Origin of the sequence: Flavobacterium cauense R2A-7, from assembly GCF_000498475.1 — a bacterium.
GTDB classification, from domain to species: Bacteria; Bacteroidota; Bacteroidia; order Flavobacteriales; family Flavobacteriaceae; genus Flavobacterium; species Flavobacterium cauense.
This window is the reverse complement of record NZ_AVBI01000023.1, coordinates 1-5245: the sequence shown is the minus strand read 5'-3', so window position 1 is coordinate 5245 and position 5245 is coordinate 1. Positions and strand designations below refer to the sequence as shown.

Here is a 5245-nt window from a genome sequence, read left to right as displayed (position 1 = left end):
TTTTCTCTAAACCGGTTCTAAAAACAAAAATCCTTGACATCGCACGGGTTAAAAGCCTCTAAAACCCAAACTATTATAAAACAAAAAACCCTTCATCGAATGATGAAGGGTTTTTAAAAGAAAGGCGACGACATACTCTCCCACAAATTGCAGTACCATCTGCGCAGGCGGGCTTAACTTCTCTGTTCGGAATGGGAAGAGGTGAGCCCCGCCGCAATAACCACCTTAAGTCGTTATGCAAGGGTAATTAGCTTTAGCTAATCAACATTACAATAATATCTTAACACACTGAGATAAAAATCATTATTGTTCCCTGAGGTTACTCGAAGGGAGAAAGGTTGCTGCGCCCCTTGCGGGGCGCAAGCGTGTACATAAGCTTACGGGTTATTAGTACTACTCGACTATGACATTACTGCCTTTACATCTATAGCCTATCAACGTTGTCATCTTCAACGACCCTTAAAAGAAATCTCATCTTGTGGTGGGTTTCGCGCTTATATGCTTTCAGCGCTTATCCCTTCCAAACGTAGCTACTCTGCGGTGCTCCTGGCGGAACAACAGATACACCAGAGGTTTGTCCAATTCGGTCCTCTCGTACTAGAATCAGATCCACTCAAATTTCTAACGCCCACAGTAGATAGAGACCGAACTGTCTCACGACGTTCTGAACCCAGCTCGCGTGCCACTTTAATGGGCGAACAGCCCAACCCTTGGGACCTTCTCCAGCCCCAGGATGTGACGAGCCGACATCGAGGTGCCAAACCCCCCCGTCGATATGAGCTCTTGGGGGAGATCAGCCTGTTATCCCCGGCGTACCTTTTATCCTTTGAGCGATGGCCCTTCCATGCGGAACCACCGGATCACTATGCTCTACTTTCGTACCTGATCGACCTGTATGTCTCTCAGTCAAGCTCCCTTATGCCATTGCACTCTACGCACGGTTACCAAGCGTGCTGAGGGAACCTTTAGAAGCCTCCGTTACTCTTTTGGAGGCGACCACCCCAGTCAAACTACCCACCAAGCAATGTCCTCTCCGGAGAGAGTTAGATCTCAGATAAGCAAAGGGTGGTATTTCAACAATGACTCCACAACGCCTGGCGACGCCGCTTCAAAGTCTCCCACCTATCCTACACATCACTTATCCAAGACCAATACTAAGCTATAGTAAAGGTGCACAGGGTCTTTTCGTCCCACTGCGGGTAATCGGCATCTTCACCGATACTACAATTTCACCGAGCTCATGGCTGAGACAGTGTCCAGATCGTTACACCATTCGTGCAGGTCGGAACTTACCCGACAAGGAATTTCGCTACCTTAGGACCGTTATAGTTACGGCCGCCGTTTACTGGGGCTTCAATTCAATGCTTCTCCGAAGATAACATCTCCTCTTAACCTTCCAGCACCGGGCAGGTGTCAGGCCCTATACTTCATCTTACGATTTTGCAGAGCCCTGTGTTTTTGATAAACAGTCGCCTGGACCTCTTCACTGCGGCCAGCTTGCGCTGGCGACCTTTCTCCCGAAGTTACAGGTCTATTTTGCCTAATTCCTTAGCCATGAATCTCTCGAGCACCTTAGGATTCTCTCCTCGACTACCTGTGTCGGTTTACGGTACGGGTACTGTTAATCTAAGTTTAGAGGTTTTTCTTGGAAGCCCTTAGGTACACTATCTCTTTGTCCGAAGACTCCGAGTACTATCGCATTTCACCAGTTCTCGCGGATTTGCCTACGAGACCTATAGCTAGGTGCTTTAACGAACTATTCCGTCAGTTCGCGGTACTTTCATCACTCCGTCACCCCATCACAATTAACAGTAGTACGGGAATATTAACCCGTTGGCCATCGACTGTCCCTTTCGGGTTCGCCTTAGGACCCGACTAACCCTCAGCTGATTAGCATAGCTGAGGAAACCTTAGTCTTTCGGTGTGCGGGTTTCTCGCCCGCATTATCGTTACTTATGCCTACATTTTCTTTTCTAACCGGTCCAGCATGCATCGCCACACACCTTCAACCCTGTTAGAATGCTCCCCTACCACTTGTACATAGTACAAATCCATAGCTTCGGTAGTATACTTATGCCCGATTATTATCCATGCTCGTCCGCTCGACTAGTGAGCTGTTACGCACTCTTTAAATGAATGGCTGCTTCCAAGCCAACATCCTAGCTGTCTGGGCAGACAAACCTCGTTTTTTCAACTTAGCATACATTTGGGGACCTTAGCTGATGGTCTGGGTTCTTTCCCTCTCGGACATGGACCTTAGCACCCATGCCCTCACTGTTAGTAAACATTATATAGCATTCGGAGTTTGTCAGGAATTGGTAGGCGGTGAAGCCCCCGCATCCAATCAGTAGCTCTACCTCTATATAACTTTACGACTAACGCTGCACCTAAATGCATTTCGGGGAGTACGAGCTATTTCCGAGTTTGATTGGCCTTTCACCCCTACCCACAGGTCATCCGAAGACTTTTCAACGTCAACCGGTTCGGACCTCCACTGTGTGTTACCACAGCTTCATCCTGCCCATGGGTAGATCACACGGTTTCGCGTCTACCACTACTGACTAAAGCGCCCTATTCAGACTCGCTTTCGCTACGGATCCACACCTGAAGTGCTTATCCTTGCCAGCAACGGTAACTCGTAGGCTCATTATGCAAAAGGCACGCCGTCACCCCACGTAAGGGCTCCGACCGCTTGTAAGCGTATGGTTTCAGGATCTATTTCACTCCGTTATTCACGGTTCTTTTCACCTTTCCTTCACAGTACTGGTTCACTATCGGTCTCTCAGGAGTATTTAGCCTTAGCGGATGGTCCCGCCAGATTCAGACAGGGTTTCACGTGCCCCGCCCTACTCAGGATACCACTATCCTTATCTTCCATTACTTATACGGGACTATCACCCTCTTTGGTTAACCTTTCCAGGTTATTCTAATTCTGTCCGCAAGAAATATCGTGGTCCTACAACCCCAACAATGCCGTAACATCCCTGGTTTGGGCTAATCCGCGTTCGCTCGCCACTACTTACGGAATCACTTTTGTTTTCTTCTCCTCCGCCTACTTAGATGTTTCAGTTCAGCGGGTTTGCCCCCTATCGGGTACTATATCTTCAATATAGTGGGTTGCCCCATTCGGATACCTGCGGATCAATTCGTATGTGCCAATCCCCGCAGCTTTTCGCAGCTTATCACGTCCTTCATCGCCTCTGAGAGCCTAGGCATCCCCCATACGCCCTTATTTTGCTTATTGTACTTGGTTATGACTTAACATAACCGTGTTCTTTCTACTTTTTAAATGTTTTTTTTATCTCAATATGTCAATGAACGGTTTTTCCTCTCGGAATCGTGGAGAATATCGGAGTCGAACCGATGACCTCCTGCGTGCAAGGCAGGCGCTCTAGCCAGCTGAGCTAATCCCCCAATTTGAATTCAGAATTGTGAATTCAGAATGCGAATTGTGAATCCCAACTTCCAGAATTTCCTTTAACAATTAAAAAACTTAGTAGTCCCGCCCAGACTCGAACTGGGGACCCCTACATTATCAGTGTAGTACTCTAACCAGCTGAGCTACGAGACTCTGTTTTTTAATTATTGTATTATTTGAACTAACAGCGAGAGTAAATCTCTTATTACTATAAGACCTATTCTTAATCTTTCTCTAGAAAGGAGGTGTTCCAGCCGCACCTTCCGGTACGGCTACCTTGTTACGACTTAGCCCCAGTTACTAGTTTTACCCTAGGCAGCTCCTTGCGGTCACCGACTTCAGGTACCCCCAGCTTCCATGGCTTGACGGGCGGTGTGTACAAGGCCCGGGAACGTATTCACCGCATCATGGCTGATATGCGATTACTAGCGAATCCAGCTTCACGGAGTCGAGTTGCAGACTCCGATCCGAACTGAGAACGGTTTTGAAGATTCGCGCCCACTTGCGTGGTGGCTGCTCTCTGTACCGCCCATTGTAGCACGTGTGTAGCCCAGGACGTAAGGGCCGTGATGATTTGACGTCATCCCCACCTTCCTCACGGTTTGCACCGGCAGTCTTGTTAGAGTTCCCGGCATGACCCGCTGGCAACTAACAATAGGGGTTGCGCTCGTTATAGGACTTAACCTGACACCTCACGGCACGAGCTGACGACAACCATGCAGCACCTTGAAAGACGTCCGAAGAAAAAACTGTTTCCAGTCCTGTCGTCTCCCATTTAAGCCCTGGTAAGGTTCCTCGCGTATCATCGAATTAAACCACATGCTCCTCCGCTTGTGCGGGCCCCCGTCAATTCCTTTGAGTTTCATTCTTGCGAACGTACTCCCCAGGTGGGATACTTATCACTTTCGCTTAGCCACTCAGATTGCTCCGAACAGCTAGTATCCATCGTTTACGGCGTGGACTACCAGGGTATCTAATCCTGTTCGCTCCCCACGCTTTCGTCCATCAGCGTCAATATAGTGATAGTAACCTGCCTTCGCAATTGGTATTCCATGTAATATCTAAGCATTTCACCGCTACACTACATATTCTAGTTACTTCCCACTAATTCAAGTCTAACAGTATCAATGGCCGTTCTATCGTTAAGCGATAGGCTTTCACCACTGACTTATTAAACCGCCTACGGACCCTTTAAACCCAATGATTCCGGATAACGCTTGGATCCTCCGTATTACCGCGGCTGCTGGCACGGAGTTAGCCGATCCTTATTCCTACAGTACCGTCAAGCTCCCTCACGAGGGAGTGTTTCTTCCTGTATAAAAGCAGTTTACAATCCATAGGACCGTCATCCTGCACGCGGCATGGCTGGTTCAGACTTGCGTCCATTGACCAATATTCCTCACTGCTGCCTCCCGTAGGAGTCTGGTCCGTGTCTCAGTACCAGTGTGGGGGATCTCCCTCTCAGGACCCCTACCCATCATTGTCTTGGTAAGCCGTTACCTTACCAACTAACTAATGGGACGCATGCTCATCTTATACCGTTGGAACTTTAATTATAAAACCATGCGATTTCATAATACTATGAGGTATTAATCCAAATTTCTCTGGGCTATCCCTCTGTATAAGGTAGATTGCATACGCGTTACGCACCCGTGCGCCGGTCTCAAGGAAGCAAGCTTCCTCTACCCCTCGACTTGCATGTGTTAGGCCTGCCGCTAGCGTTCATCCTGAGCCAGGATCAAACTCTTCATCGTATATTTTAATATTGTCGATTAAGATGCTAGGTTAATTCTAATAATTTCGAGTCTTACTCTCTCTTATTTTTGA

2 tRNA genes and 3 rRNA genes are annotated in these 5245 nt (G+C 48.0%); all 5 read right to left on the bottom strand.

What is annotated here, in order from left to right:
- Positions 1–119: 119 nt before the first annotated feature.
- Positions 120–228: ribosomal RNA gene (gene rrf / locus FCR2A7T_RS13360) — 5S ribosomal RNA — on the bottom strand.
- Between the two features lie 139 nt (positions 229–367).
- Positions 368–3244: ribosomal RNA gene (locus FCR2A7T_RS13355) — 23S ribosomal RNA — on the bottom strand.
- A gap of 96 nt (positions 3245–3340) precedes the next feature.
- Positions 3341–3414: transfer RNA gene (locus FCR2A7T_RS13350), tRNA-Ala, on the bottom strand.
- Positions 3415–3497: 83 nt separating this feature from the next.
- Positions 3498–3571, bottom strand: a tRNA-Ile gene (locus FCR2A7T_RS13345).
- Between the two features lie 85 nt (positions 3572–3656).
- Positions 3657–5172: ribosomal RNA gene (locus FCR2A7T_RS13340) — 16S ribosomal RNA — on the bottom strand.
- Together the 16S, 23S and 5S rRNA genes with 2 tRNA genes alongside form the textbook arrangement of a ribosomal RNA operon.
- Positions 5173–5245: the final 73 nt, after the last annotated feature.